Origin of the sequence: uncultured Eudoraea sp. (assembly GCF_947490415.1) — a bacterium.
Classification (GTDB): Bacteria; Bacteroidota; Bacteroidia; order Flavobacteriales; family Flavobacteriaceae; genus Eudoraea.
The window spans coordinates 902,642-929,412 of sequence record NZ_CANLGX010000001.1; the positions used below are offsets into that span (position 1 = coordinate 902,642).

Here is a 26,771-nt window from a genome sequence, read left to right on the forward strand (position 1 = left end):
TACTATGACAATTCCAAGAATTGTAGGAGCAGGATTAATTGTAATCGGTGTAGGAGTGGGTATCGGAAGAATCGGTGGCCAGGCTATGGAAGCGATTGCGCGTCAACCTGAAGCTTACGGAAAAATTCAAACAGCGATGCTAATTGTTGCAGCGCTTATTGAAGGTATTGGTTTTGCTGCACTTTTTGCAACTGCAGAAAACTAGAAAAATAACTAATGGTAGTAACGGTTGGTTGCTACCATTAGTTTAATGTAAAAATTGAACAATTAAGATTTAATAGGTATGGAGAAATTAATAGAAGATTTTTCGTTAGGCTTGTTCTTTTGGCAAACTTTGCTGTTTCTGGCGTTGGTGTTTTTATTGTGGAAATATGCATGGAAACCAATCCTCAATGCAATAAATGATCGGGAAGAAGGAATTAAAGATGCATTGGCTGCTGCGGAAGAAGCCAAAAAGGAAATGCAAAATGTAACTGCCGACAATGAGAAATTATTAAAGGAAGCAAGGGCAGAACGCGAAATCCTCTTAAAAGAAGCAAGGGAAATAAAAGACAAAATTGTCACTGATGCTAAGGAACTGGCCCAAGTGGAAGGGGATAAATTAATAAAACAGGCAAAGGCCACTATTGAAAGTGAGAAAAAGGCTGCTATAGCAGAAATAAAAAACCAGGTTGCCGAACTCTCTATTGAAATTGCCGAAAAAGTCATCAAAGAACAACTATCCAATAAAGAGAAACAGTTGAAACTGGTTGATGACATGCTGGGTGATATTAAATTGAATTAAGTTAGAATGAACGAATCAAGAGCAGCCCTACGTTACGCAAAAGCTACTTTGAATCTTGCGATTGAGCAAAAAGCTACAGACGCAATTGATGGGGATATGCGCGATATAGTGCAAACCATTTCCGATAGCGATGAGCTAAAAGATATGTTGCAAAGCCCAATTCTTGAAGGCTCATCAAAAAATAAAGTCTTAAAAGTGATTTTTAAGAATATCAATGATGTAACCAAGGAACTCTTTACATTACTTGTCTCTAAAAAACGAATAACCTTATTAAATGAAGTAGCCACTAAATATATTTCCCTTAACGATAATTTAAAGGGAGAAAATGTGGCCATGGTTACTACCGCAGTTCCTTTAACCCCATCTTTGGAAAAAAAGATTCTTGCACAAGTTGAGAAAATCACGAGTAATAAAATAACGCTGGAAAATCAAATTGATGAAAGCATCATAGGAGGTTTTATATTGCGTATTGGAGATCTGCAATACAACGCCAGTATTTCCAATAAATTGAATCATTTAAAAAGAGAGTTTACAAATAGTATTTAAATAGAAATTACGAATGTAAAGGGAGTTAATTCCTTTTTAACATCTTAGATCTGAAATAAAATGGCAGGAGTAAAAGCCGCAGAAGTATCTGCAATCTTAAAAAAACAATTATCTGGATTTGAAGCCAAGGCTTCATTAGATGAAATAGGTACCGTATTACAAGTGGGTGATGGGATAGCCAGGGTATATGGCTTATCTAATGCTGAATATGGTGAATTAGTTGAATTTGAAGGTGGTTTGGAAGGTATTGTTCTGAATCTAGAAGAAGATAATGTTGGCGTAGTACTATTGGCACCCTCAAGAGAAATTAAGGAGGGCGCTATAGTAAAACGTACCCAGCGTATTGCTTCAATAAAAGTGGGAGAAGGAATTGTAGGTCGTGTAGTAAACACTCTCGGTAGCCCCATAGATGGAAAAGGAGCCATTTCTGGAGAACTTTATGAAATGCCATTGGAACGAAAAGCTCCTGGAGTAATTTTCCGCCAACCTGTTTATGAACCATTACAAACTGGTATTAAGGCGGTAGATGCTATGATACCTGTAGGAAGAGGTCAGCGGGAATTGGTTATTGGTGACCGTCAAACGGGTAAAACAACCGTTTGTATTGATACTATAATAAATCAAAAGGAGTTTTATGACGCGGGAGAACCTGTCTATTGCATATATGTAGCAATTGGCCAAAAGGCTTCAACTGTTGCAGCTATAGCAAAAACGCTCGAAGATAAAGGCGCTTTAGCTTATACAACTATTGTTGCAGCTAATGCTTCTGAACCGGCTCCAATGCAGGTTTACGCACCTTTTGCAGGGGCAGCTATTGGCGAATATTTTAGAGATACAGGTCGCCCGGCCTTAATTATTTATGATGATCTTTCTAAACAAGCAGTCGCATATCGTGAAGTATCTCTTTTGTTAAGAAGACCGCCGGGGCGTGAAGCTTATCCTGGTGATGTTTTCTATTTACATTCAAGATTATTAGAGCGTGCTGCGAAAGTTATAGATGTTGATTCTATAGCGCAGAATATGAATGATTTGCCTGAGGTTTTAAAGCCTATGGTGAAAGGTGGGGGCTCTTTAACAGCCTTACCAATTATTGAAACTCAGGCAGGTGATGTATCTGCATATATTCCTACCAATGTTATTTCTATAACAGACGGGCAAATATTTCTGGAGCAGGATTTGTTTAATCAAGGGGTGCGCCCGGCGATTAATGTGGGGATCTCTGTATCCCGGGTTGGGGGGAATGCTCAGATTAAGTCCATGAAAAAAGTAGCAGGGACATTAAAACTGGATCAGGCACAGTTTCGGGAATTGGAAGCATTTTCAAAATTTGGATCTGACCTGGACGCGGCTACTTTGAATGTAATTGAAAAGGGCAGGCGTAATGTGGAAATTTTAAAGCAGGCTCAAGCCGACCCGTTTACGGTTGAAGATCAGGTTGCTATAATTTATGCTGGTTCTAAAAACTTATTAAGAAATGTTCCGGTTAACAAAGTGAAGGAGTTTGAAAAAGACTATTTAGAATTTCTCAATGCTAAGCACAGAGACGTATTGGATACTTTGAAAGCTGGTAAATTATCCGATGAGGTAATTGATATCTTAACCTCTGTATGTAAAGATCTGGCTGCTAAATATCAAAGCTAATCTCTGAATTCACATTTTAAGAAATGGCAAATTTAAAGGAAATACGAAATAGAATAGTATCGGTATCCTCTACCATGCAGATAACCAGCGCCATGAAAATGGTGTCTGCTGCTAAGCTAAAAAAAGCTCAGGATGCCATTACCGCGATGCGTCCTTATGCCGATAAACTTGGGGAATTGCTGCAAAATTTCAGTGGAAGTATAGATGGTGAAACGGGGAGTAAATATACAGCCAAGAGAGAAGTTAAGAACGTTCTGATTGTAGCAATTACATCCAACAGAGGACTGTGTGGGGCATTTAATTCAAATATAATTAAACACTGTCTGTCAATGCAGAAAGACCAATACGCGGGTCAGAAAGTGGATTTTATAACAATAGGAAAGAAGGCGAATGACCTTATTGGAAAAAGACATACTGTTGTTGCTGACCATAGCAAAATCTATGATGAACTTTCTTTTGATAATGCGGCAGAAATTGCAGAAAAATTAATGCAATTATATACTGATGAGTCCTATGACAAAATTGAAGTAGTATATAATAAATTCAAAAATGCGGCTACACAAATAGTTACCACAGAGCAATTCTTGCCAATTGTGCCGATGGAGCAGGATTCAAACACCTCTGCTGCTGACTATATTTTTGAACCTGCAAAAGCAGCTATAGTAGAACAGCTTATTCCTAAGTCGTTAAAAACACAATTATACAAGTCTATAAGAGATTCATTTGCAAGTGAACATGGGGCCAGGATGACTGCAATGCACAAGGCCACCGATAATGCCACTGAATTAAGGGATCAGTTAAAACTGACATATAATCAGGCTCGTCAGGCGGCAATTACCAATGAAATCCTTGAAATAGTTGGTGGAGCTGAGGCATTGAAAAATTAACAATTTTCATTTAGTATTAGTTGAATAAAGAATTTTAATCCCGCCCATCGCGGGATTTTTTTATTAGCAAGATTTTTATAGTTGCTTGCCTAACTTTTTTGGCACCAAATTTGGTTTTATATCTTTACGAAAGCATTACTAAAAGAGAATTATGAAAAATACATCAATTATAATACTTACTGTTTTTAGCTTGTATGGATGCTCCTCCCAAAAGAAGTTAACCACTGCGCCACCTTTCAGCATAAATAACCCTTCCTATCAGCAATATGCCGGTGGCAGGGAAGAAAGTGGCACAGGTTTTATTCTGCAATTACCGGTTGATGTTGAGGCTGGTAATGAAATAGATTTTTTAGAAGTGTTTTTTAAGGGACATGTTTTAGAAGCAGAGATAAAAGAAGATGGGGAAAACCTGCGGATTGTCTGTAATTATAAAGACACAAGTGAGGACAAAAAACCGGATATTATAATGCATTCAGATCCTAAAGAGGAAGTAGGAAATCAACCCCCTGCTTCTATAAATAGGAAAAATGCAGATTTTCCATTTGATTTGGACAAAGATGAAGCGGTTATTAGTTATAAAATTATCACAGGTGATCCCCAAAATAATAAAGTAAGCTATTTCAAAATCATAGGAATAAAGAAAAAGCCTTCGCTTATATATCAGTGAACACCATACAACAGACTTTGTTGCATGGGTTTAAATACCTAATTTTAAGCCCAAATCTAAAAGCCTTTGAGTTTATTTAAAAAACTTTTTAAGCAAACATTCATTTATGGTTTGGCTACTGTGTTGCCTCGCATGCTTTCTTTTATTTTGGTCCCAATTTATACCAAAGTTATGCCACCGGGATCATATGGAGAGGTGACATTGATTTTTTCCTGGTTTGCAATCTTTAATGTGATCTTGGCTTACGGCATGGAAACCGGCTTTTTCAGATTCTTCAATGGAGAAGATGATAAAAATAAAGTAGTTGCTACCTCATTAATTTCTTTAACGGTTAGCACTGTCTTATTTACAATCCTTGCATTGCTGTTTCAATTTCAGATGGCTGAATTACTGAATATTGAACAGCGTTATATAAAGTATGTTATTTTTATTCTCGCCTTAGATGCTCTTGCGATAATCCCTTTCGCATGGCTCCGTGCAAATGAAAGACCCATGCGCTACGCGATGGTGAAAACAGTGAATGTTGCTGTGAATTTGGGGTTGAATATTTTTTTCCTCCTTTTACTGCCCGGTCTCGCGGATCTGAATCCCGAAAGTTTGTTGAACACCATATATATTGCTGACTTTGAAATATCATATATTTTTATATCAAATCTAATCGCAAGTGGCATTACCTTGTTAATGATGGGTGGTCTTTATCTTAAAAGCACTTATACTTTTGATAAGGCCTTATGGCTTAAGATGATAAAATATGGTATGCCGGTAATGATTGCCGGAATAGCTTTTACTATAAATGAAGTTTTTGACAGAATTTTACTTGTTGATCTATTACCACAAGATATTGCCAAAAGCGAAATGGGCAAGTATTCTGCTTGTTATAAACTAGCACTTTTCATGACTCTTTTTGCCACTGCCTTTCGCCTTGGGATAGAGCCTTTTTTCTTTAGCCACTCCTCTTCTGATCATCCTCAGCGTGCTTATGCCCAGATTACAAATTATTTTGTTGTCCTTGGAAGTGTAATATTATTAACGGTTGTGGTATTTGCAGATATATTAAAGGTCATTTTTATTCAGGACCAGGCATATTGGGAGGCCATGCCAATAGTACCTGTGATAGTACTGGCGAGCTTTTGCCTGGGGATTTACCATAATCTTTCAGTTTGGTATAAGGTTACAGACAGAACACAATTTGGAGCTTATATTTCTATTGTAGGGGCATTAATTACAATTGGCATTAATTATTTATTTATTCCAGACTGGGGGTACTATGCTTCTGCATTTGCTACTTTGGCAGCCTATGGCAGTATGATGGTAATCTCTTATCTCTTCGGCAGAAAGTACTATCCTATTCCTTATAACTTTAGAAAAATAACTTTTTATTTAGGATTATCAATCCTGTTTGCCACGCTTTCTTTTTATGTATTTAACAGAAATTTGATAGTAGGTAGTGCCTTGCTTTTAGTATTTTTAATCCTACTCTACAAAATGGAAAATGAAACGCTTAAAAGAATATTTTTAGCAGGGATAATTGGAAAAAAAAACAGCACATAAAATGAAAGTTAAAATTATTAATAAATCAGATCACGCGATCCCCGAATATGAAACACCTGCTTCAGCCGGGATGGATCTACGGGCCAATATATCTGAATCAATTACGTTACAACCACTAGAAAGGGCTGTCGTTAAAACCGGATTATTTTTGGAAATTCCTGTCGGATATGAAGCACAAGTAAGACCGCGAAGCGGATTGGCAGCTAAGAAAGGAATAACGGTACTTAATGCACCAGGGACGGTAGATGCGGATTACAGAGGAGAAATTGGCGTGATTCTTGTGAATTTGTCCAAAGACGAATTTACTATTGTCAACGGGGAGCGCATAGCACAACTAGTGATCTCATCACATGAACGGGCTGAATGGGTAGAAACAGAGATTTTAACTGAAACCACGAGGGGAGAAGGTGGGTTCGGAAGTACTGGAATAAAGTAAAAATTCTTTAATAGTGAGGATTTATGTAGTCTGATTATATGAACTTTAGGCTTAAATGGGTTATTTATATTTTAGGGATATTTATTTTCTCTCAGCTAAGCTATGCTCAGGAAGAAGAAAGCGCTGAGGTATTTTTGGAAGATTATACAGACGAATTTCAAGAGACATTTTTTGAAGCATTAAAGCAAAAAGGGATTGAGAACTATGATAAGGCTATAAACCTTTTCCTCAAATGTAAAAAATTGGATAGCACAAACAATGTGGTAGACTTTGAACTAGCTAAATCCTATTTGGCGAATAAGCAATATATACTAGCTGAACAATACGGGATAGACGCATTAAAGTCGGAACCCGAGAACTTTTGGTATTTAAATGCTGTAGCAGATATCATGCAAAAGCAGGGTAGGCCTATAGAGATGATTAAAGAGCAAATTTCTTTTGATAATAATAAACTCAAAGAAAATCTAGCGCTTATTTACTACCAACAAAAGAATTATCAGGAGTCTTCAAATATTCTTAAGGAGTTGAAGGACTCTTCGTTTAAAGAAGCACTTGCACTTAAGATCAAAGATTCTTTGGATCGCCCTAAGAGTGATGATGAAATAAAATCAGTTCCTACGGTCCAAAACACTAATTTGAACCCACTTTTGAAGTATAAGGAAGAAATTGGTGAATTAATCCTCAATAAGAATTATTCTTCCTTAATTATCAAAGCAGATGAAGCTTTGGAGGAATTTCCGTCTCAACCCTATTTTTATTTTGCCAAGGGGATGGGCCTGAATAGAAGTGGAAAACAAAAAGAAGCAACAGAGGTATTAGAAACTGCTTTGGATTTTCTTATTGATGACATTGAACTTGGTAATAACATATACAGAGAGTTAGCCAATGTGTATACATTTTTGGGAAACTCATCAAAGGCAAATATGTATCTTAGTAAAATCAAATCTGGCTCCTGATCGAATGAAAAGTAATACCTATAGTTGGAATAGATGGATCATAATTACCATTCTGGCAATGCTTTCTTTCTCTTGCAAATCAAGTAAAGTAGTTTCTGCGGGCAAAGTTGATGAAAGGCTTACCACCAAGGCAATAATCAAAAATCATTATAAAAACCAATTAGCATTCAAGACCATAAGTGGTAAGATGAAAGTGGAGTATAATGATGGTGGAGCTGTTCAAAGCTTTAATGTTAGCCTAAGAATTGAAAAGGGGAAAGCCATTTGGATGAGTGCTCCTTTGGGTGTTGTAAAGGCGTTAATCACCCCTAAAAGAGTAACATTCTACAATAAACTTCAAAATGAGTATTTTGATGGAGACTTCACTTATTTAAGCGAGTTATTGGGAACGGAATTAGATTTCAACAAAGTACAGAATCTACTATTAGGAGAGGCACTATTTGATTTACGTACAGAGAAATATATTTCCCTTGTTACGGAAGAATACTACGAACTTAAGCCTAAAAATATAGGTGATCTGTTCAAAACACTATTCTTAATTGAACCAAAGAATTTTAAAATAGCAACACAGCAATTATCTCAGCCATGGAATAAGAGGCTTCTGGAGATTTATTACAAGTCATATCAGGAAAAGAATAGCCAAATTTTACCTGAAGAAATTCTGATTACAGCAATTGATATTGACCAAATCACCAATATTGCCATTCAATTTAAGAACATTGAGTTGAATAGAATATTGAATTTCCCCTATAAAATACCAAAAGGATTTGAAGAAATAGTTTTGAAATAAAATGAGAATTGCAAAGCAATATTCTGCATATATACTTTTTATTATTTTCGTGCTTCTGGGTTCCAATGTACATGGGCAAACCAATGAGCAAAAAGCCTTGGAAACCAGACGAGAACAGCTGCAAAAGGAAATTGAAGACATAAACAGACTGTTATTTGCAGAAAAAAAACAAAAAGGTACCGTTCTGGATCAAATGGAGGTGCTGGATCAGAAGATTAATGTTAGACAGCAATTGATACGTGTTACTAATCAGCAAGCTAACCTTCTTAACAGGCAAATAAATGCTAATATTCGAAATATTTCCAAGCTTCGGGAAGATTTGGACGCCTTGAAGGAAGAGTACGCCACAATGATCCAAAAATCATATCAGAATAGATCTCAACAAAGCAGGCTAATGTTTCTCTTGTCTTCTGAAAATTTTTTTCAGGCCTTCAAAAGATTACAATATATGAAACAATATACTCAGTTTAGAAAAGAGCAGGGAGAGGATATTGTCAAGAAAACGGAAGAACTTATCCAGCTAAACAATGATTTAACGAACCAAAGAAAGGAAAAGGAGGTTTTACTGGCCCAGAATTTAAAGGCCAAAGGTCTATTGCTGAATGAGATAAAGGCTCAAAAAGACTTATTAAAGTCAATTCGACAAAATGAGAGTAATTATGCCTCAGCTATTAAAAAGAAAAAGCAGGAAGCACGAAAAATTGATCAACAAATAGAACGACTAATCAGGAGTGCTATAGCCGCTTCGAATAAGAAAGCCGGGAAAAGTGTAACTTCAAATAAGTTTGTTTTAACCCCGGAAGCGACTCTGGTGGCAAATAACTTTTCTGCTAACAAAGGAAAGCTTATCTGGCCGGTAGAAAAGGGGATTAAACAGCAAGGTTTTGGTATTTATAAAGATGCCGTATATCCTGGGATTAAACACCAAAGTAATGGAGTAATTATTGCAACAGATGAAGGCGCTACGGCCCGTGCTGTTTTTGAAGGGGAAGTAATAGCAATTTTGGCTGTGCCAGGAGGAAATAAAGGCGTTCAGATCAAACACGGAAACTTTATAAGCACCTATTACAACCTTTCTAATTTGTATGTAAAAAAGGGTGATAAAGTAAGCTTGAAAGAAGAGTTAGGAGAAATATATACCAATCGGTACAATGGTTTAACACAACTAAAATTTTACCTCTACGAGGACGCTACAAGATTGAATCCGGAGGAATGGATTTACCGACTTTAATGATAAGTAGAATATGGAATCAATAACTGATATTAAAGGAACTTTTACCTTAAACAATGGGGTTAAAATGCCGTATTTCGGTTTGGGGGTTTATCTTTCTGAAGATGGAAAAGAGGTAATAAACGCGGTTAAGTGGGCATTAGAGGAAGGATATAGACATATAGATACTGCATCTGTCTATAATAATGAAGAAGGAGTAGGCACCGGAATAAAAGAGAGCAATGTTCCAAGGGAAGATATTTTTGTTGTGAGTAAAGTTTGGAATTCAGATCAGGGCTATGACAATACGCTAAAAGCTTTTGACAAAAGCCTTAATAGACTAGGGCTGGAATATTTAGATCTTTATTTGGCGCATTGGCCGGTTGCAGGAAAATATAAGGACACCTGGAAAGCTATGGAATATCTTTATGAGCAGAAAAGAATCAGAGCTATTGGAGTAAGTAACTTCATGCAACATCATCTGGAAGATTTATTGGGTACGGCAAAAATAGTTCCAATGGTAAATCAGATGGAATTTCACCCGTATTTGGTACAACAAAGCCTTTTGGATTTTTGTTTGGATAAAAATATTCAATACGAAGCCTGGTCTCCAATGATGCAGGGCAAAATATTTGGAATAGAAGCCTTTAAAGAACTCGCAAATAAATACAATAAAACGATTGCTCAAATAGTCTTGCGCTGGGATTTGCAAAAAGGAGTTATTACCATTCCTAAATCATCCAAGCGGAAAAGAATTTTAGCAAATGCGGATATTTTCGATTTTGAATTAACCCCGGATGATATGGCTAATTTGGATAGTCTGGATAGAGGGCAGCGTTTTGGGCCGGATCCTGACAATTTCGATTTTGAATTTTTAAATATCTAAATGAATTTATTCTTTCATGAATAATGCACGGAGTTCCGTAGCCTCATTTGGTTTCATTTTACCCGCGAGAACCAGACTAAGTTGTTTTCTCCTCAGTGCGCCCTCAAAACGTTCAGTTTCCAGTGCTGTTTCCGGGATTATTGGCGGGACTTCAGTTGGCTTTCCAGTTTCATCTACTGCAACAAAAGTATAAATGGCTTCATTGGCTTTGGTACTTTCCCCGCTAAATCTATCTTCCATCCAAACATCAATATAAACTTCCATCGAAGTTCTAAAGGTTCGGGATATTTTGGCCTCAACGGTAACCACACTGCCCAAAGGAACAGAACGGTTAAAAGCAACGTGATTAACAGATGCTGTAACTGTAATACACCGGCTGTGTCGCCGTGCAGCTATACTGGCAGCCCTGTCCATGCGCGCCAATAGTTCACCACCAAAAAGATTGTTCAATGGATTAGTTTCGCTTGGCAAAACCATATCCGTCATTATGGTTCTTGAATCACTGGGTGTTTTGGCCTGCATATGAAAAGTTTTTTCAAAGATACGCAGCAAATGCATTGAAGAAAAAGAAAGAAACTATTTTGTAGACAACATCCAGGCGTCTTGTGATTCTGAACGCTTTACTTTCTTTAGAAAGATTAGAGCTTCTTCCGGGTTTTCAAAGCTACCGTAGGTAACCTGGTGTAAGCCATAACTATTAACCCCTAGATAAGTTGCGTCATAACCTTTGTTGCGCAATTGTGTTACTTTCTTATCAGCATTTTCCTGAATCCTAAATGCTCCTGCAATTATGTGGTGATTACCCTTACTTTTCTTTGTTACATTTAGCTCAAGTTCAGGTAATTCAAGTGGCTTTGAGTTAAAGAATGTAGCTTCCTGAATATTTTTAGACACAAGGGTTTGTGCTTCCTCCAGAACGAGTTGTTTTTTGAGAAGAGTTTCGCCATAAAATCGGTAAGCTGTCATTCCCGTCGATAGGGCTAATAATAGTATAGCAGCATATTTCAAATAGGGCCTGAATGAAGTTCTTTCTCGTTGTTCGGGAGTTATAATAAAGGGAATCTTTTCTTCTAATTCGACTACTTGTTCTTTAAGCTTTTCACGGGTAACCCCCGGAGACACAAAGGACGAGAGACCATAAGAAGATGTAAGATAATTTACCTCATTTGAAGGTTGAAATTGTAATTTTCCTTCCCTGTTTAACCATAATTCACCTATAGATGATATTTTTAACCTTTCTCCTGAATGTAATTGTTTTCTCCATGCTTTTGCAACATCAAGGGTTTGTTTCAACATTTCCTCATATGACTTGTTTTCGGCATTGGCCATGTATGAAACCAGTAAACCATCATTTGAGGATAATTGTTCATTAAATGATATTCTTTTTGAAGGAGGGTAAAAGGTATTGGTTGACTTTAGAAGTACGGCAGATTTCATTTGCGTAAGAAAGGCACCAAAATCAGGAACCACAACACAGTTGTAACGATATAAAAGTTGTTGAATGTAGTGCTCAATTCCCATAAATACAAAGATGAAGAAAAATTTGAGGGCTTCAAACTAGAGAAGAGAACTTTTTATTAACATAATATTTTGTGTAATTTGTGAATAACTAAATATATTTTATAAATGACTAAGGATGAGTTAATTGCAGTTCTTAGGTTGCAAAATATCCCTCACATTGGTGATATAACAGCTAAAAAGCTGATAGCTCACTGTGGCGGTCCAATGGCAGTTTTTACGGATAAAAGGAAGCATTTAGAAAAAATTGGTGGAATTGGATCTGCGGTCATAAGCGGCCTGCAAAACAGAAAACACCTTCTTGCTGCTGAAGCAGAATATGAATTTATTCTTAAAAATGGAATATCCTATTCATACTTTATGGATCCTAATTATCCTGCTTATCTGAAACATTGTTTAGATGGCCCTATTTTACTTTTTAAAAAGGGCAACATTAAACTTGAGGATAAAAAAGTGATCAGTATAGTGGGTACCCGCAATAGCACTGGTTATGGCAGGGCTTTCTGTGAAAAATTCATTGAAGATATTGCGCCTTTAGATCCTGTTATAATAAGTGGCTTTGCATATGGGATTGATATTTGTGCACAAAAGGCAGCTTTAAAAATGGGTCTTCAGACCGTAGCTTGTGTGGCGCATGGATTAAATCAAATATATCCAAAAGCACACCTTAAATATGTTGATGAAATTGATAAAAACGGAGGCTTTTTAACTGAATTCTGGAGTACAAGTAACCCCGATCGGGAAAATTTTCTAAAAAGGAATAGAATAATTGCAGGGATAAGTGAAGCGACAATTGTAATAGAATCTGCAGAAAAGGGAGGTAGTCTGGTAACGGCAGATATGGCTAATAGCTATAATAGGGATGTGTTTGCCGTACCTGGGCGGGTAAAAGATAAATATAGTTTAGGCTGTAATAATCTAATTAAGAGCCAAAAGGCTCATATGATTACCTCTGCTGCAGATCTGATCTATTTAATGGATTGGCAATTGGAAGAACATAAAACTGTCGCCGTACAAAAACAACTTTTTGTTGAATTGGATGAGAATGAGAAAACAATCTACACTTTTCTGCAGAAAACAGGGAGACAATTGGTGGACCAAATTGCTTTGGAATGCCAATTACCTGTATTTAAAACGGTGTCCAGTCTTTTGACCATGGAAATGAAAGGAATGATACGTCCTTTACCTGGGAAACAGTATGAAGCTATATAGTTTAAATCAGACCAGGTAGTTTGTTTGTTTTTAATTTAAGATGATAAAACAATCTATTTAGGGTGTTCATCGATAAAATACACTAATAAAACTGCAGACTAACTTTTGATCTTTTCAGTAAAAAGTTTAATTACAAACCGGGTAGTTGGTTAACAAAAATCTAGTACCCTACTTTATTCCTAACTCTTTCGAGCACTGAATCGGCCACTTTTTTAGCTTTTTCTGCACCAATTGATAGTGCATCGTCAACCTCATTTAGATGATTCATATAATAATTGAATTTATCTCGTGGGGATTTAAACTTTTCAAGGATTAATTCATACAAAGCTTGTTTGGCATGCCCATAGCCATAATTTCCATTTAAGTAATTTGACCGCATTTCAGCAATCTGAGAATCAGAAGCTAAAATTCGGTATAATGAAAAAGTGGTATCCGCCTCGGGGTCTTTGGGATCTTCAAGAGATTTACTGTCCGTAACGATACTCATCACCTGTTTACGCAGTTTTTTATCCGGCTGAAAAATATCTATAAGATTGCCCTTACTTTTGCTCATTTTCGCCCCATCTGTGCCAGGAATGTACATGGTATCTTTTTGGACCTGCGCTTCAGGCATTACAAAAGTTTCACCCATTTGTGACTGGAAACGGGATGCAACATCTCGTGTCATTTCGATATGTTGCAACTGATCTTTACCAACCGGAACAATATTAGCATCATATAACAATATATCTGCAGCCATTAGCATGGGATATGTGAATAGCCCCGCATTAACATCTTCTAACCTGTCTGCTTTGTCTTTGAATGAATGGGCCAGGGTTAGTCGTTGATAAGGATAAAAACAGCTTAAATACCACGCCAGTTGCGTTACTTGCGGAACATCGCTCTGTCTGTAAAACACCGTGCTTTCTATATCAAGCCCGAAAGCTAACCAAGTGGCAGCAGTTGCATAGGTGTTATGTCTCAGCTCTTCACCATTTTTTATTTGGGTAAGGGAATGCATATCGGCAATAAACAGGAAAGAATCATTTTCACGATCTTTTGCCATATTGATTGCAGGTATGATCGCTCCCAGGATATTTCCGAGGTGTGGGGTTCCTGTACTTTGTATGCCGGTTAATATTCTTGCCATTTATTTTATATTTCAGAGGCAAAAGTAAAAGAAATACGATTACCCTGCTAAAATTGTTATTTTTGATTTATGCGCTTACCTCTGGAAAAATTAGGTCACGTTCTCTATCGTATTTGGTTTTATATCCTTGTGAGTCTTCCTATTTTTATTTTTTTCCCCTTTCTTCTCTTAACAACCCTTTCAGACAGGACTTATCGGCAATTTTTTTGGCTGGCACGAAATTTATGGGCAAATATTATTATTTACGGGATGTTTTGTTTTCCAAAAATATCTTACGAGCAAAAGTTGGTGAAGGGTCAAAGCTATATGTTGGTTGCAAATCATACCAGTATGCTTGATATTATGATGATGTTAAAAACAAGTAAGAACCCCTTTGTCTTTGTAGGTAAGAAAGAGTTGGTTAATATTCCTGTTTTTGGATTTTTTTATAAACGTGTCTGCATTCTTGTCGACAGAGAAGACAGTCGAAGCAGGACGGCTGTATATAGAAGAGCACAGAAAAGATTAAATCAGGGCCTTAGTATTTGTATTTTTCCGGAAGGTGGCGTACCCGAGGAGGACGTAATACTTGATGAATTTAAGGATGGGGCCTTTAAAATGGCAATAGCACATAATATTCCTGTAGTTCCAATTACCTTTTATGACAACAAAAGCCGTTTTCCGTTTACATTATTCAGCGGAAGCCCGGGTATTGCAAGAGTAAAGGTTCATTCCTTTTTCAAAACAAAAGAACTAATGGAAAATGAAAAATCGGAATTACGTGAACAAGTAAGAACCATTATTTTAAAAGAGCTTCAAAATAGGCCTCTTAATCGGAATTAAAGGATCACTAATATAATATACTAAATGGTATAAAATATATTATATAATTATGCCTGCTATTGAAGTAATAATGCCATTTTAATCAGGGCATAATAAAACATTAAATTTTCAGAGACACTAAAATTTAAAATTTAAACCGGTATAGACTCCTATTGAGTAAGGTTGAAAATTACCAGATGTTTCGCTAAATGTGTTTAATTGGTATTTGAACATAGGTTCCAGGTTAAATTGCAGGGTTGGAGAAAACTTATAATTTAGACCAAAACCAATATTTGTACTTAAATTCACATCATTAATATTATTGGCCTCCCCCATCTCTACAGTGTTTCCATTTGCCTCAAGAACGACTGAATTATCTACCAGAAAAAGCGAGCTCAATCCGCCTATAACGTTTATTCCAAATTTTCGGTCAAGCAGGGCATAATTTATTTCTAAGGGTAATTCCAAATAACCAAAATCTTGAATCATTCTGCCGTCACGGGCAGGGCTTTGAGCCGTAAATTCCATACTGCTTGCCTGTTCTGAAAGTTTACTGTCTTCCATATTCCTGACAACTAAATTTTTTGAAGTAGGCACATAATTTATATTATCAATTTGATCACTAGTGGATGCGGTAAGTGAAGCTGAAAAAGATATTTCATTTGTATCATAACCATAATCTACTTTGTGGAGCCCTGAGCGGATACTCAATTTTTTACTAATATCATACGAAACCATCAATCCGAAACTTAGATTAACGTTACCACTTTTCGAATTCGACACAAAATTTGAATGTATTGGCGAGCCATTCCCAAAAGAATTAAAATAAACCGGTGCAATACTGGGCCCTACAGACCATTTATTACTATTACTTTGGGCCACTTCAGTTTCCTGCGATTTCTCAATTTCTTCAAAAATAGACCTCTTACCCATACCAGACTTCTGATCTTCCTCCTCTTTTTCCTCACTCAAATTACTTACTCCATTGGCGATGGCGGTTTCTTTTAGAGGAGTATCTTTTTGGAGATTATTCTTAGAAATATTATTCTCGCTATCTATAACCCCAGGGTCTTTGACAGTAGTATTGATATTGGCGGCAATTTCAGTATTCCGCTCTTCCTTCATTATTTTGGCATCTACATCTTTCCTAATCTCACTGGGGGTATATTCTGAACGAACAGAGGTAATAGCGGTTTCAGGGTCTGGAGTTGTAGAATTATTGGTATTTTGTTCTGTTTTTGAATTGGTTTTCTCAGATGACGTAACAATGGTGGTCTCAATATCTTGTAATTCATTTGCTGGACGATTAACATCACTGACAGGAATTGGATTTGCCGTATCTTTTTTTGCATCGGAAGAGTTTACCACACTATTCCCATCTTCCTTGTTGTCTGCCGGCAAAATATTTTCAACATCATTTATCCTTGAATTATCCAAAGAAGGGGCACTTTCAACATCTGTAATTATTTGATTCGTATTTTGATCGCTTTCAAAAGGAATAAAAATGGATAACAATATGGCTAAAATTGCCGCTACCCCCCCTAATTTCCACCAAATAGGAATAATTGGGCGAGACTTTTTCTTTTTATCCAGGGAGGTCGAAATTGCCTTCCAAACCCTTTCGTCCGGAACCTCGTTGAAGTTTTTCAACTTCTCCTGGTATAATTTATCAATATTTTCTTTTTTCATGGCTTAGGTAATTAAGCAATATTTATGTTTTCTTTCTTTATTCGTTCTTTTAAAATCATTCTGGCCCTGGCTAGATTTGATTTTGATGTGCCTTCTGATGTACCTAATTGTTCGCTTATCTCTTTATGTGTAAACCCATCAAGAACGTACATATTAAAGGTGAGTCTGTATTTATTAGGAAGTTCCTGTATATAACTCAAGAGGGTGGGGAGTTCAATATCCAAATATTCTGAATGAATCTCGGGTTCTTCAGTTACATTATCTGTTACTACTTTCAGATATTCTTCTTTTCTATATTTCTGAAGTACCGTATTAACGGTAATCCGTTTAATCCAACCTTCAAAAGAGCCTTTAAACTTATATTGACCAATCTTATCATATATGGTCATAAAGCTATCGTGAAGATTATCTTCGGCCTCCGTTTTATTGCGCGAATATTTTAAGCAGATACCGAACAATATTTTTGCATAATTTCTATACAATTGTTCCTGCGCTTTTCTATCTCCTCTTTTACAATTATGTATGAGTTCTTCCAGACTCAAAATATTGGTTAGATTAACAGACCTAAAATAGTGGATTATTGGTTTACAGGAACTTCAATTTCCAAATATTCCTGCTCGCCGTTTTCATCTTCTCCTGTCCAGAACCTAAAGAGGTAGGTATCTGTATAAAGACAGATAAAGTTAAATGAACCTTCTACTTCGGCCATTCCATCTACACATTCGGGATCATCAAACTGTGATCCTATAGGAACTACATTTCTTGTTGTTTCTGCAATGGGACTTACGTCAAAACCTTCAAAAGAGACACATCCATTAGGCAACAGATAAGTTACATTAATTTGATAGGTCTCATGCAAACTGAATGATTCTGGTAATTCAGCACTTACAACTTGTAGTGGAACAAAATAATAATTCGGTTGATCATCGCTCAAACTACAAGAAGATAAAACAAATGCGAATAATACGAAAAATAGGGAAACTACTCTTTTCATAATCATCTATTAAAATCTTTAGTATAAGATGATAAGATCAGGTAATGGTTGCTTAAAAAACCTGGGAATAGAGAAAATGAGCTATTTTAAATTAAGCTTATACGGCACTTATTGCTTCTTTTATTTTGCCTTCTAATTCTTCCAGTAGTTCAGGATTATCTTGCAAAAGCGATTTTACTGCATCTCTTCCCTGCCCGAGCTTTGTGTCTCCGTAACTAAACCAGGATCCACTTTTTTTGATAATTTCATATTGTACTCCGAGATCGAGAATTTCACCCACTTTGGATATTCCTTCACCGTACATTATATCAAATTCTGCAGTTTTAAAAGGGGAAGCTACCTTATTTTTGACAACTTTCACCCTCGTTTTATTACCCAGGACAGCACCTTCAGTATCTTTTATTTGTGTAGATCTGCGAATATCCAACCTAACGGAAGCATAAAACTTCAGCGCGTTACCACCCGTAGTGGTTTCAGGATTTCCAAACATAACACCTATTTTCTCCCTTAACTGATTAATAAAGATTACAGTACAGTGTGTTTTACTTATAGAACCGGTTAATTTTCGAAGTGCCTGTGACATTAATCTGGCATGTAAACCCATTTTAGAGTCTCCCATCTCACCTTCAATTTCACTTTTTGGAGTTAATGCCGCCACCGAATCTATAATCACTATATCTATTGCGCCCGACCGAATTAGGTTATCTGTAATTTCTAATGCCTGTTCCCCATGATCAGGTTGTGATATAATTAGGTTGTCAATATCGACTCCTAAATTTTTTGCGTAAAACCTGTCAAATGCATGCTCTGCATCAATAAACGCAGCTATACCACCATTTTTTTGAGCCTCGGCTATGGCATGTAAAGTGAGCGTGGTTTTTCCGGAAGATTCCGGGCCGTATATTTCAATAACTCTTCCGCGAGGATAACCACCTACACCCAAGGCAATATCCAAGCCAAGAGAACCTGAAGGGATAACTTCTACATCCTCAACAACATAGTCCCCCATTTTCATGACGGCACCCTTACCATAGGTTTTGTCCAATTTATCCAGTGTTAGTTTTAATGCCTTAAGTTTCGCCTCTTTATCGTTAGCCATGTGTATTTTTCTATAAAATTAGGAACGCTAAATTACCATTTCTTTTTTCATATAACAATGTCAAAAGCAACCTTTTTAGTATTCCTGCATCTCCCTGATAAGTGTTCGTATTTAAACACAAAATATTCCAAGTGTCCGAGGAAATTTGGACAACGGAGACCACATCCTTTCAGGTTGATCTATGAAAAAGAAAATTACCAGGGAGTGGTCCTTAAAGGGTCTTGAACTATCAAGACTCTTTTTTTTGTAATGGGCAAAAGGAGGATACTAGATGGGATTATAAGTTTTCTCTTGTGCTATTACGGAATATGTTTAATTTTGTAATCTATTGAATTCTTAAACTTAATAATTAGTATAGTATGCAACTGTACAATACATTAAGTGCTAAAGAAAGAGAAACTCTTATTGAGAAAGCTGGACAGGAGCGTCTGACTATTTCTTTTTACAAGTACGCACATATTGGTAATCCAAAACTATTTAGGAACCATTTATTCATTCACTGGAATGAACTGGATGTTCTGGGAAGAATCTATGTAGCTCCTGAAGGCATTAATGCCCAATTGTCTGTTCCGGCGGATAATTTTTTAAAATTCAAATCGCATATAGACAGTATTTCATTTCTTGAAAATGTTCGATTGAATATTGCAATAGAGCAGGACAACAAATCGTTTTTAAAACTGAAGATTAAGGTGCGGAGGAAAATTGTCGCAGATGGTTTGAATGATGCTACTTTCGATGTAACCAACAAAGGGATACATGTTGATGCCATGCATTTTAATGAATTGATTGACGACCCCAATACACTTTTGGTTGACATGCGAAATCACTATGAAAGTGAAATTGGACATTTTAAAAATGCAATCACACCGGATGTTGATACGTTTAGAGACTCATTGGATATAATAGAAAAGGATTTATCAAACTACAAGGAGAATAGGAACCTTGTAATGTATTGCACGGGAGGTATCCGATGTGAAAAGGCCAGTGCGTACTATAAGCATAAAGGATTTAAAAATGTTTTTCAGCTTGAAGGAGGGATTATAGAATACACGCGTCAGGTTAGACAAAAGAATCTTGAAAATAAATTTCTTGGCAAGAATTTTGTATTTGATCACAGACGAGGTGAGCGTATAACCGAAGATATCATAGCCCAGTGTCATCAATGTGGTGAATCATGTGACACGCATGTTAACTGTGCCAATGAAGCTTGCCATCTGCTTTTCATTCAATGTGAGGCATGTGCAGATAAAATGAACAATTGTTGTTCAAACCATTGCAAAGAAATCCATGAACTTCCTTTTGAGGAGCAGAAAAGACTTAGAAAAGGGAAAGTGGTTAGTAATAAGATTTTTAAAAAAGGAAGATCAGAGGTCTTGAAATTTAAAAAATAAACCTGCCCATATCTTACAGGAATTTATTTTAGGGCTCATTTTCATGAACTTATTACATCACCGTAAGATGTGAAGATCGATTATTTTTCTACAATAATTGTCACTTTCCATGACAGTAAAAAAGTACTATCTTTACCTTCAATAATTATTTATGAACCTCTTTTAGCAAAACCAAAAGTTGGATTTGCTAAACCAAGATATAAAATATGGGTTGTAACAGTTGTTCAACCGGCAAGGATGGGCAGCCGCGTGGATGCAAAAACAATGGAACTTGCGGCACAGATAGCTGCAATAAATTGACAGTGTTTGACTGGCTTTCTAATATGTCTCTGCCAAGTGGTTCTCAGCCATTTGATTGTGTTGAAATTCGATTTAAAAATAGCAGGAAAGAGTTTTTCAGGAACACAGAAAATCTGCCATTATCCATTGGCGATATTGTGGCTACACAGGCTAAATCTGGCCATGACATTGGCCTTGTTACTTTAACCGGAGAATTGGTTAAGGTGCAGATGAAGCGAAAAAAAGTTCCAGATTCTGAAGAGGAAATTCCCAAAATATATCGCAAAGCAACTCAAAAGGACATAGACAAATGGCAGAAATGTCGCGATAAGGAAGAAGAGATAAAAAAGCGAGCCCGCGAAATGGCTATTTTGTTGAAATTGCAGATGAAGATCTCTGATGTGGAATTTCAGGGGGATGGTTCTAAGGCTACGTTCTACTATACGGCGGAAGAGCGTATAGATTTCAGGCAATTGATTAAGGATATGGCTAAGGCCTTTGGCATTCGTATAGAAATGAGGCAAATTGGTTATAGACAGGAAGCACAACGTTTAGGAGGAATTGGTTCTTGCGGTAGGGAATTGTGTTGCTCTACCTGGCTGTCGGATTTTCGTTCAGTAAGCACTTCCGCAGCACGCTATCAACAACTTTCACTTAATCCGCAAAAATTGGCAGGCCAATGTGGTAAACTAAAGTGCTGTTTAAACTATGAGCTGGATCTGTATTTAGAGGCATTAGAGGACTTCCCTTCTCAGGACAGTAAATTATTCACTGAAAAAGGAGTAGCTTTTTGTCAAAAAACAGACATTTTTAAAGGGATGCTTTGGTTCTCCTATAAAGAAGACGCCTCTAACTGGCATGCACTCACCAAAGAACAAGTTCAGGAGATACTGGATAAGAATAAAGCAAAAAAACCGGTAGCCAGCCTTGAGGAGTATGCTGCTGAAAATATTGAAGAAGAAAAGCTGATTTTTGAAAATGTTGTGGGACAGGATAGTCTTACAAGGTTTGACCGCCCGAAACGAAGAAATAAGGGGAACAATAATAAAAAAAGAAGGAATAACAGAAAAAGACCTGCCAAAAATGTCTAATAGGATTTTCTATTCAATTTTAGTTTTGTTGATTCTGGCATGTAACGATAAGCTGACACATTCGGAATTTCAGGCAAATCCTGGCGGCATATGGGGCAAAGGTGACGCAAAAGAATTTAGCTTCACAGAAAATGACACGATTAGCGCGAATGATATATTTATTTCCATAAGAAATGATGAATCTTTTCCCTACAGCAATTTATTTTTAATAGCAGATTTAAAATATCCTAATGGCGATATCCAAAGGGATACCCTGGAGTATGAAATGGCTATGCCGGATGGCAAATGGCTGGGAAAAGGATATGGCAGTATTAAAGAAAATAAACTTTGGTATAAGGAAAACATCATTTTTCCCGTTAAGGGCGTATATACTTTACAAATTTCCCATGCTATGCGTAAAAATGGCAACGCAGACGGGATCATGGAACTAGAAGGCATCACTGATGTTGGTTTCTTAATTGAAAAGCGTAAATAAGTTATGGCAAAAGCCCGGAAAAAGAAGGTTTCTTCCAACTTTTCTAAGTTTATTAAATGGTTTTGGATTCTGTTTGCATCAGGTCTTTTTTTGATATTTTTAATATTTCTTTTAGCTTCCTGGGGATTTTTGGGAGAAATGCCAACATTTGAACGGTTGGAGAATCCACAGACAAATTTAGCGACTGAGATCATCTCTTCAGATGGTCAAACCCTTGGAAAATTTTATTTAGATGACAACAGAACCCCTGTGTCCTATAATGAATTGCCGGAGAATTTGGTTAATGCCCTGGTTGCTACAGAAGATGCAAGATATTTTGATCATTCCGGGATAGATGCCAGAGGTACTTTGAGAGCAATGGTATTTCTTGGTAAGCGAGGGGGCGCCAGTACAATTTCTCAACAATTATCTAAATTACTATTCACCAAAAGAATATCCGGCGGAGCTGCAGGCAGGATTATACAAAAAGTAAAGGAATGGGTAATAGCGATACGTCTGGAAAGGCAATATACCAAGGAAGAGATAATTGCCTGGTATCTGAACACCTATGATTTTATAAATAATGCAGACGGAATACGCTCCGCATCAAGAATTTATTTTGGAAAAGAACCCATTGAGTTAAAGGCGGAAGAATCTGCTGTACTGGTTGGAATGTTAAAAAATTCTTCACTCTATAACCCCATCAGAAGAGAAGAATTAGTATTGAATCGACGTAACACTGTATTGGGTCAAATGGCTAAATATGACTTTATTACTGAAAAGGAAAAGGATTCACTACAGGCGTTAAAAATGGACATAAATTTTACACCGGAATCTCATAGGGATGGTCTTGCTACCTATTTCAGAATGTATTTACAAGGGTTTCTAAATGATTGGATTGAAAAAAACCCCAGACCTGCAGAAGAAGGTGAAAGAGATCGGTGGAATATTTATTTGGACGGACTTAAAGTTTATACCACCGTTGATTACCGGATGCAGAAAAATGCTGAGGATGCCGTAAAGCAACATATGAAACGACTTCAAAAAGAGTTTTTTCATCAAAATACGCCGGATAGAAATGCAACGGCCCCATTTTTGGATCTGAATACTGAAGAGACAAACCGAATCATGGAGCGTGCTATGAGAACTTCAGAACGCTGGCGAATCATGAAATCCAATGGTGCCTCTGAGAAAGAGATCAGGAGCTCATTTACGGAAAAAACCGAAATGACAGTATTTGATTGGAATAGTGACACCCAGGAGAAGGATACCGTTATGACTCCATTAGATTCCATTAGGTATTATAAAACGTTTTTAAGGACTGCAATGATGTCAATGGAACCCCAAACAGGCCATGTGAAGGCTTGGGTAGGGGGCCTTAACTATAAACATTTTCAATACGACAATGTAATACAGGGAGCAAGACAGGCCGGCTCGACTTTTAAACCATTCGTTTATGCTGCTGCCATTGATCAACTGAGATTATCTCCCTGTGATTCACTTCCGGATAGTCAGTATTGTATTGAGGCAGGTAAACATGGTAACCCGGAACCATGGTGCCCTAAAAATGCTGATGGCAAGTTTTCCGGAAAGATGTATACTTTGAAACGTGCTCTTGCCAACTCTGTAAATTCAGTTACTGCTCAATTGATAGACAGAGTAGGCCCTAAACCTGTTGTAGCCATTGTTAAAGATCTTGGATTAACGGGAGAGATTCTTGAAGTGCCTTCAATTGCCCTGGGAACCCCTGATTTGAATGTTTATGAAATGGTAGGGGCATATGGTACCTTCGTAAATCAAGGTGTTTATGTAAAACCGGTCATGGTTACCCGAATTGAAGATAAAAATGGGGCTGTGCTCTTTGAGTACGTTCCTGAAACAAAAGACGTTCTGAGTAAGGAGGTAGCTTATGCAATGGTTAATTTAATGGAAGGGGTTACAGAAGGCGGATCAGGAACCAGACTACGGCATTCTTCCAATAAAGACCAAACGGTATATAAGGAGATAATCACCGGTTATCCTTATGAATTTACAAATCCGATTGCCGGAAAAACCGGAACAACACAGAACCAAAGTGACGGTTGGTTTATGGGAATGGTGCCCAATCTGGTGACAGGTGTATGGGTTGGAGGCGAAGATAGGGCTACACATTTTAAGACTATTACATATGGTCAGGGAGCTTCGATGGCTTTACCGATATGGGCTTTATATATGAAAAGTAATTATGAGAATGAGGATTTAGGAATTTCTATGGATGAATTTCCAATACCGGAAGAGCTTACTATCAATGTTGATTGTTCAAAAGAAAATGAAGAAACCCCATTAAAAGATAATCTTGAAGACGACCTTGATGAGCTGGATTTTTAGAAAATTTCAATAATATTCAAAATTTAACGAATTAAACTAATCTCGCCAAATGGCGGGATTTTTTATTTAAAAATGTACTTTAGTAGTAATAAGAAATAGCATTTTTAACCAGCTTATTTATTACTTATGATACGTAAAACAGTGGCCAATGTACAGGAGGCATTAAAAGGAGTAGAAGACGGAATGACCTTTATGCTAGGGGGTTTTGGGCTTTGCGGCATACCTGAAAATGCAATTTCAGAACTCGTTCGTTTGGGAATAAAAGATATTACCTGTATTAGTAATAATGCGGGAGTTGATGATTTTGGTCTGGGCTTATTACTTCAGAAACATCAGATTAAAAAAATGATCTCTTCATATGTTGGTGAAAATGACGAATTTGAACGACAAATGCTAAGTGGGGAATTAGATGTAGAATTAACGCCTCAGGGAACCCTTGCGGAAAAATGTAGAGCGGCTCAAGCCGGATTCCCGGCCTTCTATACCCCCGCGGGGTATGGAACCGAGGTAGCAGAGGGTAAGGAAACACGAGATTTTAAGGGTAAAATGTATGTTCTTGAGCACGCCTTTGAAGCTAATTTTTCATTTGTTAAGGCCTGGAAGGGTGATGAAGCCGGGAATTTGATTTTCAAAGGGACTGCACGTAATTTTAATCCTTGCATGTGCGGTGCCGCTAAGATAACAGTAGCAGAAGTAGAAGAATTAGTGCCCGCTGGTGGTCTTGATCCAAATGAAATACATATCCCCGGTATATTTGTTCAACGAATCTTCCAGGGAGAACACTATGAAAAGAGAATAGAACAACGTACTGTAAGATCGCGGAACTAAATACTAATTAAAGATCATATTATGCTGGATAAAATTGGTATAGCAAAAAGAATTGCAAGGGAAGTGAAAGATGGGTTTTATGTCAATCTTGGAATTGGCATTCCAACCCTTGTGGCAAATTATGTCAGAGATGATATTAGCGTTGAATTTCAAAGTGAAAATGGTGTTTTGGGCATGGGCCCATTCCCTTATGAAGGTGAAGAAGATGCCGATATCATTAATGCCGGCAAACAGACCATTACAACCTTACCAGGGGCTTCCTTTTTTGACTCTGCAACTAGTTTTGGAATGATTCGCGGAAAACACGTTGACCTTACCATTCTCGGAGCTATGGAAGTATCACAAAATGGAGATATTGCCAATTGGAAAATACCCGGAAAAATGGTAAAAGGAATGGGTGGAGCAATGGATCTTGTTGCATCGGCAGAGAATATTATTGTGGCAATGATGCATACAAATAAGAAAGGAGAATCAAAGCTGTTAAAAAAATGTTTCCTGCCTCTTACTGGTGTTGGTTGTGTAAAAAAAGTGGTGACCAATCTTGGGGTTCTGGAGGTTACTTCAAAGGGATTCCGATTGCTTGAAAGAGCTCCGGGTGTCAGTGTTGATACTATAAAACAGGCAACGGAGGGAACATTAATTGTTGAAGGAGATATTCCGGAGATGACCGTTTAACGATCAAAATAAACGCTTTATCGATAAATTTAAATGAGTTACTTTTTTCACAACAATTTGGAGATACTTCACAACAAATTTTTAGATGCTTGAATCGCACACATTATCTTTATAGCATATTTATTAAACCCCAAATCTTATTTTATTAAAATTCCAAAATCTATGGACGCACAAATTAACCACAGACCTATTGAAGAAGAAATTCAGGTATACCGAAACGAATTTTTTAGCGGTATAGTAATGTTGACCAGAAAACTGTTTATGTTTTAGTACGTAATCACAAAATATTTAAAGGAGTAAAGCAATATGTTTTACTCCTTTTTTTATTTTAGGGGATATTTCATAACAGTATGAAACTTCATTTATCAAAATGTACTACTTCTGATTTAGATAAACTTATTTCAATTTCCAGAAAGACATTTATTGATGCATTTAAATTGGAAAATAACCCGGATGATTTTAATGCCTATATGAAAAAGGCTTTTTCTGAAGAACAACTTTTAATGGAACTGGCAGACCCTCGGATGTCATTTTATTTGGTTTTTTCAGAAAATGAGGTTTTAGGATATTTTAAATTAAATGAAGATGAAGCACAAGGAGACATAAAGGATAAAAATGCCATTGAATTAGAAAGAATTTATGTAAAAAATACATTTCAGGGAAACAAAATAGGGCATTGGATGCTAAATCAAATTAAATATATTGCGGCCAACAAAAAAAAGAGCTACTTATGGCTTGGCGTATGGGAGAAGAATACCAATGCCATCAGATTTTATGAAAAGAATGGATTTATAAAATTTGGAAGGCATCCTTATTATATTGGCAGCGATAAACAAATGGATTGGCTAATGAAACTGAATTTGGTTAACTTGGAAAAATAATACTATAAA

28 protein-coding genes are annotated in these 26,771 nt (G+C 36.8%); 21 read left to right on the top strand and 7 right to left on the bottom strand.

The genetic code is table 11. The annotated features are described in order from the left end of the window. Window positions 1-4 precede the first annotated feature (4 nt). The 12 genes from atpE (at window position 5) to Q0874_RS04040 (ending at window position 10,354) form a co-directional block, all read left to right on the top strand. Window positions 5-205: an ATP synthase F0 subunit C gene (gene atpE, locus Q0874_RS03985; protein ID WP_019670925.1), complete on the top strand. Its 201-nt coding sequence runs from the start codon at window positions 5-7 to the stop codon at window positions 203-205. Between the two features lie 78 nt (window positions 206-283). Continuing rightward, window positions 284-784: a F0F1 ATP synthase subunit B gene (locus Q0874_RS03990; protein WP_299159663.1), complete on the top strand. Its 501-nt coding sequence runs from the start codon at window positions 284-286 to the stop codon at window positions 782-784. A gap of 6 nt (window positions 785-790) precedes the next feature. Further along, window positions 791-1,330 carry an ATP synthase F1 subunit delta gene (gene atpH / locus Q0874_RS03995; RefSeq protein ID WP_299159666.1) on the top strand — a complete coding sequence of 180 codons (540 nt, stop codon included), beginning with the start codon at window positions 791-793 and terminating at the stop codon, window positions 1,328-1,330. A gap of 60 nt (window positions 1,331-1,390) precedes the next feature. Further along, window positions 1,391-2,971, top strand: coding sequence for a F0F1 ATP synthase subunit alpha (gene atpA / locus Q0874_RS04000; protein ID WP_299159669.1), 1,581 nt, complete (start codon window positions 1,391-1,393; stop codon window positions 2,969-2,971). Between the two features lie 23 nt (window positions 2,972-2,994). Next, window positions 2,995-3,858: an ATP synthase F1 subunit gamma gene (atpG, locus tag Q0874_RS04005; protein ID WP_299159672.1), complete on the top strand. Its 864-nt coding sequence runs from the start codon at window positions 2,995-2,997 to the stop codon at window positions 3,856-3,858. A gap of 151 nt (window positions 3,859-4,009) precedes the next feature. Then, a complete protein-coding gene (locus tag Q0874_RS04010) occupies window positions 4,010-4,525 on the top strand; it encodes a hypothetical protein (protein ID WP_299159674.1) in 516 nt (171 codons plus the stop codon). Window positions 4,526-4,591: 66 nt separating this feature from the next. Further along, window positions 4,592-6,076 carry an oligosaccharide flippase family protein gene (locus Q0874_RS04015; protein ID WP_299159677.1) on the top strand — a complete coding sequence of 495 codons (1,485 nt, stop codon included), beginning with the start codon at window positions 4,592-4,594 and terminating at the stop codon, window positions 6,074-6,076. 1 nt (window position 6,077) lies between these two features. Then, on the top strand, window positions 6,078-6,512 hold the full coding sequence (dut, locus tag Q0874_RS04020; protein ID WP_299159680.1) for a dUTP diphosphatase: 435 nt from the start codon (window positions 6,078-6,080) through the stop codon (window positions 6,510-6,512). 38 nt (window positions 6,513-6,550) lie between these two features. Then, entirely contained in the window at window positions 6,551-7,468 is a 918-nt protein-coding gene (locus Q0874_RS04025) for a hypothetical protein (protein WP_299159683.1), read from the top strand. 4 nt (window positions 7,469-7,472) lie between these two features. Next, window positions 7,473-8,258 (top strand): DUF4292 domain-containing protein, encoded by a 786-nt coding sequence (locus Q0874_RS04030; RefSeq protein WP_299159686.1) that lies wholly within the window; start codon window positions 7,473-7,475, stop codon window positions 8,256-8,258. 1 nt (window position 8,259) lies between these two features. Beyond that, on the top strand, window positions 8,260-9,489 hold the full coding sequence (locus Q0874_RS04035) for a peptidoglycan DD-metalloendopeptidase family protein (protein ID WP_299159688.1): 1,230 nt from the start codon (window positions 8,260-8,262) through the stop codon (window positions 9,487-9,489). A 13-nt stretch (window positions 9,490-9,502) separates the two neighbouring features. Continuing rightward, window positions 9,503-10,354, top strand: coding sequence for an aldo/keto reductase (locus Q0874_RS04040; RefSeq protein ID WP_299159691.1), 852 nt, complete (start codon window positions 9,503-9,505; stop codon window positions 10,352-10,354). Between the two features lie 6 nt (window positions 10,355-10,360). On the opposite strand, the gene Q0874_RS04045 is transcribed toward Q0874_RS04040, so the two are convergent. Both Q0874_RS04045 and Q0874_RS04050 read right to left on the bottom strand, forming a co-directional pair. Then, window positions 10,361-10,876 (bottom strand): acyl-CoA thioesterase, encoded by a 516-nt coding sequence (locus Q0874_RS04045; RefSeq protein WP_299159694.1) that lies wholly within the window; start codon window positions 10,874-10,876, stop codon window positions 10,361-10,363. 54 nt (window positions 10,877-10,930) lie between these two features. Beyond that, complete coding sequence (locus tag Q0874_RS04050; protein ID WP_299159697.1) at window positions 10,931-11,875, bottom strand: SPOR domain-containing protein; 945 nt, start codon at window positions 11,873-11,875, stop codon at window positions 10,931-10,933. 105 nt (window positions 11,876-11,980) lie between these two features. Here Q0874_RS04050 and dprA point away from each other — a divergent pair, with 105 nt between their 5' ends. Beyond that, window positions 11,981-13,084, top strand: a complete 1,104-nt coding sequence (dprA, locus tag Q0874_RS04055) for a DNA-processing protein DprA (RefSeq protein WP_299159700.1) — start codon at window positions 11,981-11,983, stop codon at window positions 13,082-13,084. Between the two features lie 160 nt (window positions 13,085-13,244). Here dprA and trpS read toward each other — a convergent pair whose 3' ends face one another. Continuing rightward, window positions 13,245-14,213 carry a tryptophan--tRNA ligase gene (gene trpS, locus Q0874_RS04060; protein WP_299159702.1) on the bottom strand — a complete coding sequence of 323 codons (969 nt, stop codon included), beginning with the start codon at window positions 14,211-14,213 and terminating at the stop codon, window positions 13,245-13,247. A 69-nt stretch (window positions 14,214-14,282) separates the two neighbouring features. Between trpS and Q0874_RS04065 the strand changes: the two genes are divergently transcribed. Beyond that, window positions 14,283-15,035 carry a 1-acyl-sn-glycerol-3-phosphate acyltransferase gene (locus Q0874_RS04065; RefSeq protein ID WP_299159705.1) on the top strand — a complete coding sequence of 251 codons (753 nt, stop codon included), beginning with the start codon at window positions 14,283-14,285 and terminating at the stop codon, window positions 15,033-15,035. Between the two features lie 117 nt (window positions 15,036-15,152). Here the strand turns inward: Q0874_RS04065 and Q0874_RS04070 are convergent, their stop codons facing one another. The 4 genes from Q0874_RS04070 to recA form a co-directional block, all read right to left on the bottom strand. Further along, the gene (locus Q0874_RS04070; protein ID WP_299159707.1) at window positions 15,153-16,703 is read right to left on the bottom strand and encodes an outer membrane beta-barrel protein; all 1,551 of its coding nucleotides are present in this window, start codon (window positions 16,701-16,703) and stop codon (window positions 15,153-15,155) included. A gap of 11 nt (window positions 16,704-16,714) precedes the next feature. Then, complete coding sequence (locus Q0874_RS04075; RefSeq protein WP_299159712.1) at window positions 16,715-17,245, bottom strand: sigma-70 family RNA polymerase sigma factor; 531 nt, start codon at window positions 17,243-17,245, stop codon at window positions 16,715-16,717. A 35-nt stretch (window positions 17,246-17,280) separates the two neighbouring features. Beyond that, on the bottom strand, window positions 17,281-17,697 hold the full coding sequence (locus Q0874_RS04080; RefSeq protein WP_299159714.1) for a hypothetical protein: 417 nt from the start codon (window positions 17,695-17,697) through the stop codon (window positions 17,281-17,283). A gap of 97 nt (window positions 17,698-17,794) precedes the next feature. Then, the gene (gene recA, locus Q0874_RS04085) at window positions 17,795-18,796 is read right to left on the bottom strand and encodes a recombinase RecA (RefSeq protein ID WP_299159716.1); all 1,002 of its coding nucleotides are present in this window, start codon (window positions 18,794-18,796) and stop codon (window positions 17,795-17,797) included. A 359-nt stretch (window positions 18,797-19,155) separates the two neighbouring features. Here recA and Q0874_RS04090 point away from each other — a divergent pair, with 359 nt between their 5' ends. The 7 genes from Q0874_RS04090 to Q0874_RS04120 all read left to right on the top strand — a co-directional run bounded on the left by Q0874_RS04090 (window position 19,156) and on the right by Q0874_RS04120 (window position 26,762). After that, window positions 19,156-20,187, top strand: coding sequence for a rhodanese-related sulfurtransferase (locus Q0874_RS04090; RefSeq protein ID WP_299159718.1), 1,032 nt, complete (start codon window positions 19,156-19,158; stop codon window positions 20,185-20,187). A gap of 206 nt (window positions 20,188-20,393) precedes the next feature. Beyond that, complete coding sequence (locus tag Q0874_RS04095) at window positions 20,394-21,557, top strand: regulatory iron-sulfur-containing complex subunit RicT (protein ID WP_299159720.1); 1,164 nt, start codon at window positions 20,394-20,396, stop codon at window positions 21,555-21,557. Continuing rightward, window positions 21,550-22,032, top strand: a complete 483-nt coding sequence (locus Q0874_RS04100; RefSeq protein WP_299159722.1) for a gliding motility lipoprotein GldH — start codon at window positions 21,550-21,552, stop codon at window positions 22,030-22,032. The genes Q0874_RS04095 and Q0874_RS04100 overlap by 8 nt, the downstream gene beginning before the upstream one ends. A gap of 3 nt (window positions 22,033-22,035) precedes the next feature. Continuing rightward, window positions 22,036-24,378, top strand: a complete 2,343-nt coding sequence (locus Q0874_RS04105; protein WP_299159724.1) for a transglycosylase domain-containing protein — start codon at window positions 22,036-22,038, stop codon at window positions 24,376-24,378. Between the two features lie 126 nt (window positions 24,379-24,504). Beyond that, window positions 24,505-25,206, top strand: a complete 702-nt coding sequence (locus tag Q0874_RS04110) for a CoA transferase subunit A (protein ID WP_299159726.1) — start codon at window positions 24,505-24,507, stop codon at window positions 25,204-25,206. A gap of 21 nt (window positions 25,207-25,227) precedes the next feature. Further along, window positions 25,228-25,881 carry a CoA transferase subunit B gene (locus tag Q0874_RS04115; protein ID WP_299159729.1) on the top strand — a complete coding sequence of 218 codons (654 nt, stop codon included), beginning with the start codon at window positions 25,228-25,230 and terminating at the stop codon, window positions 25,879-25,881. A 350-nt stretch (window positions 25,882-26,231) separates the two neighbouring features. Then, window positions 26,232-26,762: a GNAT family N-acetyltransferase gene (locus Q0874_RS04120; protein WP_299159731.1), complete on the top strand. Its 531-nt coding sequence runs from the start codon at window positions 26,232-26,234 to the stop codon at window positions 26,760-26,762. Window positions 26,763-26,771 lie beyond the last annotated feature (9 nt).

Bases quoted from the DNA above. Each gene is read 5' to 3' on its own strand.
- Q0874_RS04030 (WP_299159686.1), top strand. From the start codon at position 7,473: ATGAAAAGTAATACCTATAGTTGGAATAGATGGATCATAATTACCATT.
- Q0874_RS03990 (WP_299159663.1), top strand. From the start codon at position 284: ATGGAGAAATTAATAGAAGATTTTTCGTTAGGCTTGTTCTTTTGGCAA.
- atpA (WP_299159669.1), top strand. From the start codon at position 1,391: ATGGCAGGAGTAAAAGCCGCAGAAGTATCTGCAATCTTAAAAAAACAA.
- Q0874_RS04035 (WP_299159688.1), top strand. From the start codon at position 8,260: ATGAGAATTGCAAAGCAATATTCTGCATATATACTTTTTATTATTTTC.
- Q0874_RS04080 (WP_299159714.1), bottom strand. From the start codon at position 17,697: ATGAAAAGAGTAGTTTCCCTATTTTTCGTATTATTCGCATTTGTTTTA.
- Q0874_RS04045 (WP_299159694.1), bottom strand. From the start codon at position 10,876: ATGCAGGCCAAAACACCCAGTGATTCAAGAACCATAATGACGGATATG.
- Q0874_RS04110 (WP_299159726.1), top strand. From the start codon at position 24,505: ATGATACGTAAAACAGTGGCCAATGTACAGGAGGCATTAAAAGGAGTA.
- Q0874_RS04105 (WP_299159724.1), top strand. From the start codon at position 22,036: ATGGCAAAAGCCCGGAAAAAGAAGGTTTCTTCCAACTTTTCTAAGTTT.
- Q0874_RS04025 (WP_299159683.1), top strand. From the start codon at position 6,551: ATGAACTTTAGGCTTAAATGGGTTATTTATATTTTAGGGATATTTATT.
- Q0874_RS04040 (WP_299159691.1), top strand. From the start codon at position 9,503: ATGGAATCAATAACTGATATTAAAGGAACTTTTACCTTAAACAATGGG.
- dut (WP_299159680.1), top strand. From the start codon at position 6,078: ATGAAAGTTAAAATTATTAATAAATCAGATCACGCGATCCCCGAATAT.
- atpH (WP_299159666.1), top strand. From the start codon at position 791: ATGAACGAATCAAGAGCAGCCCTACGTTACGCAAAAGCTACTTTGAAT.
- Q0874_RS04120 (WP_299159731.1), top strand. From the start codon at position 26,232: ATGAAACTTCATTTATCAAAATGTACTACTTCTGATTTAGATAAACTT.
- trpS (WP_299159702.1), bottom strand. From the start codon at position 14,213: ATGGCAAGAATATTAACCGGCATACAAAGTACAGGAACCCCACACCTC.
- recA (WP_299159716.1), bottom strand. From the start codon at position 18,796: ATGGCTAACGATAAAGAGGCGAAACTTAAGGCATTAAAACTAACACTG.
- Q0874_RS04070 (WP_299159707.1), bottom strand. From the start codon at position 16,703: ATGAAAAAAGAAAATATTGATAAATTATACCAGGAGAAGTTGAAAAAC.
- Q0874_RS04010 (WP_299159674.1), top strand. From the start codon at position 4,010: ATGAAAAATACATCAATTATAATACTTACTGTTTTTAGCTTGTATGGA.
- Q0874_RS04095 (WP_299159720.1), top strand. From the start codon at position 20,394: ATGGGTTGTAACAGTTGTTCAACCGGCAAGGATGGGCAGCCGCGTGGA.
- Q0874_RS04065 (WP_299159705.1), top strand. From the start codon at position 14,283: ATGCGCTTACCTCTGGAAAAATTAGGTCACGTTCTCTATCGTATTTGG.
- atpE (WP_019670925.1), top strand. From the start codon at position 5: ATGACAATTCCAAGAATTGTAGGAGCAGGATTAATTGTAATCGGTGTA.
- atpG (WP_299159672.1), top strand. From the start codon at position 2,995: ATGGCAAATTTAAAGGAAATACGAAATAGAATAGTATCGGTATCCTCT.
- Q0874_RS04090 (WP_299159718.1), top strand. From the start codon at position 19,156: ATGCAACTGTACAATACATTAAGTGCTAAAGAAAGAGAAACTCTTATT.
- dprA (WP_299159700.1), top strand. From the start codon at position 11,981: ATGACTAAGGATGAGTTAATTGCAGTTCTTAGGTTGCAAAATATCCCT.
- Q0874_RS04100 (WP_299159722.1), top strand. From the start codon at position 21,550: ATGTCTAATAGGATTTTCTATTCAATTTTAGTTTTGTTGATTCTGGCA.
- Q0874_RS04050 (WP_299159697.1), bottom strand. From the start codon at position 11,875: ATGGGAATTGAGCACTACATTCAACAACTTTTATATCGTTACAACTGT.
- Q0874_RS04115 (WP_299159729.1), top strand. From the start codon at position 25,228: ATGCTGGATAAAATTGGTATAGCAAAAAGAATTGCAAGGGAAGTGAAA.